The 4,520-nt window shown below is 30.7% G+C and carries 4 protein-coding genes; 2 read left to right on the forward strand and 2 right to left on the reverse strand.

Going from position 1 to position 4,520, the window contains the following annotated elements; genetic code table 11:
* Positions 1-48 precede the first annotated feature (48 nt).
* Positions 49-936, reverse strand: coding sequence for a hypothetical protein (locus ACH2BO_RS00910; protein WP_395042878.1), 888 nt, complete (start codon positions 934-936; stop codon positions 49-51).
* 270 nt (positions 937-1,206) lie between these two features.
* Complete coding sequence (locus ACH2BO_RS00915; RefSeq protein ID WP_395042879.1) at positions 1,207-2,424, reverse strand: tyrosine-type recombinase/integrase; 1,218 nt, start codon at positions 2,422-2,424, stop codon at positions 1,207-1,209.
* A 389-nt stretch (positions 2,425-2,813) separates the two neighbouring features.
* Here ACH2BO_RS00915 and ACH2BO_RS00920 point away from each other — a divergent pair, with 389 nt between their 5' ends.
* Together ACH2BO_RS00920 and ACH2BO_RS00925 are read left to right on the forward strand one after the other, a co-directional pair.
* Positions 2,814-3,698: a hypothetical protein gene (locus ACH2BO_RS00920; RefSeq protein ID WP_395042880.1), complete on the forward strand. Its 885-nt coding sequence runs from the start codon at positions 2,814-2,816 to the stop codon at positions 3,696-3,698.
* A gap of 30 nt (positions 3,699-3,728) precedes the next feature.
* Positions 3,729-4,409, forward strand: coding sequence for a TIGR02391 family protein (locus tag ACH2BO_RS00925; protein WP_395042881.1), 681 nt, complete (start codon positions 3,729-3,731; stop codon positions 4,407-4,409).
* Positions 4,410-4,520 lie beyond the last annotated feature (111 nt).

Below are 4,520 nucleotides of genomic sequence, written 5' to 3' on the forward strand. Positions count from 1 at the left end.
TGTAAAAAGTCCAAAAGTCCTGAAATGGTCTTTCAGGACTATTTTGTTTTAGAGCATTTTGTCGATGTCTATTCTTTTATGGGGTTTCGGACGTTTTTCGGTTCTTGAAGGTGTGAGTATTGTTTTTACTGTTTCAGGACTTATTTCTTTTCCGTCTTTATCAACATAAGAATTTACGATAATTGCCACCAAGTCATTCACTGAACCATCAATCATTGATTTTCCATCTACAAATAACTCTCTTGTAAACTGGTAATGGATATCAATAAACTGGTTTAGATTGCAATTAATTTGCATCTTTTTAAATGGTAATTGGTTTTGATTTTGTTCTCTTTTGGTTTGTTCTACAGCCGCTTGTAATTTTTGTAATGCATAAATATGCTCAATTTCTTTAGCACATTGTGCATCATACATTGGCGTTTTTTGATTGATAAATTCGATACTTGCTTGTTGGTATTCAAACAATTCTTTAGTTAACAATAGTATTTTTTCTTCATCACTTTGACAAGTAATTAATTGTTTTTTTAATTCGTAAAACGAAAAATGACGGTCTTCACTTTCGGCATTTATGAATTTCTTTGGTGTTTTTGCAATTGGTTCTTTTACGCTCGAAGATTGCAGCTCTGAACGTTTTTTTTCGATTAGAAAATAGAGTTTATTGTATCTACTCATTGCCGTTTTGGAGCTGAAAAAAGCTTCATTGTTGGCTAAAAGTTTTTCGAGTTTACAAATCCATATTTCCGGGTTCTTTACCTGGTTGAATTGATAATCGATAAATGCAGGGAATTGAGATTGTTTGAGTTCTAAAATTTTAGCAATTAAAGCATTGCAATAATTCTGAATGTTGATTTTGTCTTCAACGATTATATCAAATAAAGGATTTTTGGACAGAGCCGTAGGCACTGCCAATAATTCTACAAACGGAGCTGTTTGCATATTTTGATCCTTTGAGTTCAAATTGTAATATGTTTTTTTTGTTATTCATTTGGTATTGAAAGGTAATAAAAAGCTGTTTTAAATTGTTTGCTTTTTGGAATTCCTAGTGTTTTAAACCAGAGTTCGCTTATCACTCGTTTCGAATGCTTTAAAAATTACTTGTTTACTTTGTTGTAAAGTTATAAAATAAAAAAAATCCTTGTTAAAGGATTTTAGTTGAAGTTATTAACAATCGTTTAACTTCAATAAAATTAATACTTAACACGATATTTAAAAAATATAGTTGTCTACCGCTTTATCTAGTTCTTCGCTTATGATTTTAGCATATATCTGCGTTGTGCTGATGTTTGTATGGTCCATTAATTTAGAAACGTGCTCAATTCTCATTCCATTATTTAATGCATTTGTGGCAAAACTGTGTCTTGATAAATGGAAAGAAAGTGGAAACGGCAGTTTCATTATTTTACCCATACGGTTGAGTTGGAAATTGGCGGAATGATTTTCTCGTGAAGAAACGAAATATCGCATTTCTTCGTTCTTATTGTAGCTTACTTTATCTGTTATTATCGGGAAAATATAATCATCGTGCTGTCTGTCTTCCTTGATGTATTTATTTAAAATATCAATCGCAACCTTACCAATTTTAAACTGGTGCAGTCTTCCTGTTTTGCGGATTACTTTTTTAATTCTTTGCTCTTCAATATTGTAATTGGTGTATTGCAGCTCGATAACATCACTAAATCTTAATCCTCCCGCGTAAATTGAGAAAATGAATAAATCTCGCCATAGATCGGCTTTTCGTCCTTCCTTTAGCTCTAAATTGGTTAATTTTTCGATTTGGTCTTTATTTAGGAAAACTCTTTTTTCAGTATCTTTTCTTAATGTCAGTTTGTTAAATGGGTACATATATTCCGGAATAATATCTTCTTTGATAGCTTCCTTAAACATTATCGCCAAAATCATAATTGAATAGCGTTGCGTGGTGGCTCCGTTTTTTAAAACATTTCCCATATGTGCCATATAATCTTTTAAAACCGAAACCGTAATATCATCAAAATAAACATCCTTGCTTCCTACATAGTTTTCAAATTTCTTGGTGTACAACGTGTAGTTTTTATAAGTTCCGAATGATACGCTGCCTTTTATTTTTTCACATCTAGCATAAGCATACTCAAAAAAGTTTGGCACTTCTTTTCCCTTGATGGCATCTTTTAACTTACTGATTGAAATGGATTTTACTTTACGCTCCATATCCGCAACCTGACCTTCAGCATCAGCAATTTTTTGAGATAAGTTGGCATTCATCCTCGCGCTGTTTGGATGGTTCTTTTTTACTTTCTGCTTTAGTTCATCCCACTCGTTCTCTTTGAGTTTCACTCCAGCAGTGATAAATTTCGTTTTTCTATCTTTTATAATTCTTATGTACAATGGACTGTGTCCTGTTTGGTCTGCCTGGTGTGTTCTTAAAATTAGTTTAATTGAAGCCATAAAGTTAGGAATTTAGAAATGTTGTACTATATTTGTAAAGCAATGCGAAAGAGTGAAAGTATTGTAAATACTGGGTTTTCAATTGGGTGCATCGTGATACGAAGGTACAACATTAGGTATAACAAAACAAGTATTACGTTGCTTTTTGTTGCTTAAAATTGCATAGTCTATTTTTATAAAGTCAATAAATACAATGCTTTAAGTGCAAAATGAAACTGGCAGTAACAAAATGAGGATAACAGCGGTTTGGCGCAATTGGGGTTTTAGGCAAACTTTAAAGTTGGTTTTGTGTTTGGAAGTTCAGTCTTTAATTTATACATTTGGCTAACCAAATCCCCAACTGACGCCAAGCCACGAGACGTTAGTAGCAATTAAAAAAAACGTAAATAATGAAGACAGTAATTCAAATATTAATAGCAATTTTATTATCAACTTCTGTTAAAAGTCAGACATATATAAAAAACTTCTTGGGTGAAGGTTTTTTAAAATACAAAGGACAAAAAGTAATAATTGATACCAATATAAAACATCCATTGAGCTTTACAATGTGTTTCTATCCGTCAATAAAAAATTTTAAAGAAGGCTATAGATATGAAATATTATTTCCTGATGAAAAAGGTTCAATAAGAACCTCGAAAGACAGTTTGAAAAATAATGAATATTTATTAAATAATATTTTTACTATTGATAGCATTGAATGGAATGAGAAGCAAAGATGTTCAGTTTTAAATAATCCAATATTTGAATTATTAAATATTACTACAAAACAAAAAATATATTATCAATATAATTGTGAATACGTAGATAAATTCCCCTTTCTAATTGATTTGCCAATTCCACAAATCAAACAAGAACCTTGCATTGAAATAGAAAAAGAAATAGATGATTTTACAAAAGAAATTAAATTTAGTTCCCCATTAATGGTTGAGAATTCAATTTCGCCAATAATTATTTATAAGCACATTAAGAATGGTAAATCAGTTTACTATTTAAAATTAAGAACTTATGGCAGTACAGTTAATGTTAATGAAAAAGGTGTAATTATTTTATTTCAAGATGGAACAAAATGGGCAAGAACTGAAGAAATAGATGTGGATGCCAATGGTGGTGGTTTTGAATATTCTGCTTTTATAACTTTGACGTTAGCAGACCTAAACACATTTTCAACAAAGCAAATTAAAAAATTTAGACTTTATATTTATGACCATGAAATTGATTTAGAATTTGCTGATAAGTTCAAATCTTATGTTCAGTGTCTTAAGAAATCAAAATAGTACCAACAATAAAATTGAATAGTTAATAACATGGCTAAAGCAAAACCTAAAATAAAATCTAAATCTGTAAAATCAGAAATAGAAGCTAAAATTGAAAGCCAAAATATAATTGGAGAAGCTAATGAGGGAGGCTATCAACCAATTAGGTTTACAAGAATAAAGTACAAAGCTTCAACCGATACTCATATAGACATAAGAAAATTCCAAAGAGCAACGACAGCTGATGAAGACGGCGAAGAGGAAGATAAATTCTATCCAACTAAATTAGGATTTAGATTTCCTGAACGAGAGTTTGCAAAAGTTATTAAAGAATATACTTTAATGCCAAAAACTTATGTTCATCCAGAAATAGTTAAAAAGAGTTTTAAACTTTTAGAAGGTGGACATTATGAAAGTGCAGTTCTTCAAGCATTCAAATGTATAGAAACAAGAATTCGTAAATTAACAAAAGCTGATGCAGAGGATGTTGGGATAAAACTGATAAGAAAAGCATTTAATTCAGAAAATGGTTGTTTGACTGATATGAATTTACCAGTTTCTGAAAGAGAAGCATTTTCAAACTATATTTCAGGAGCATTTGGATATTATAAAAATCCTTGTTCTCATAGAGATGTAGAACTTGATTTTATTTCCACTTTTGATAGAATTGTAGTCGCAAGTGACTTATTGAAAATAATTGACAAATCAGATAAAGACAAACCACCTTTCTAACATTAACTGCCACTAACAGGGGTTTTGCAAAAGCTGGGCTTCAGTGCTAAATTGAACATTTGGAATTCTAATGAACATTGTGCTAAATTTGAACATTCGTACTTCTAAACC

This window comes from Flavobacterium sp. (assembly GCF_043773265.1).
In the GTDB taxonomy this organism is placed as follows: domain Bacteria; phylum Bacteroidota; class Bacteroidia; order Flavobacteriales; family Flavobacteriaceae; genus Flavobacterium.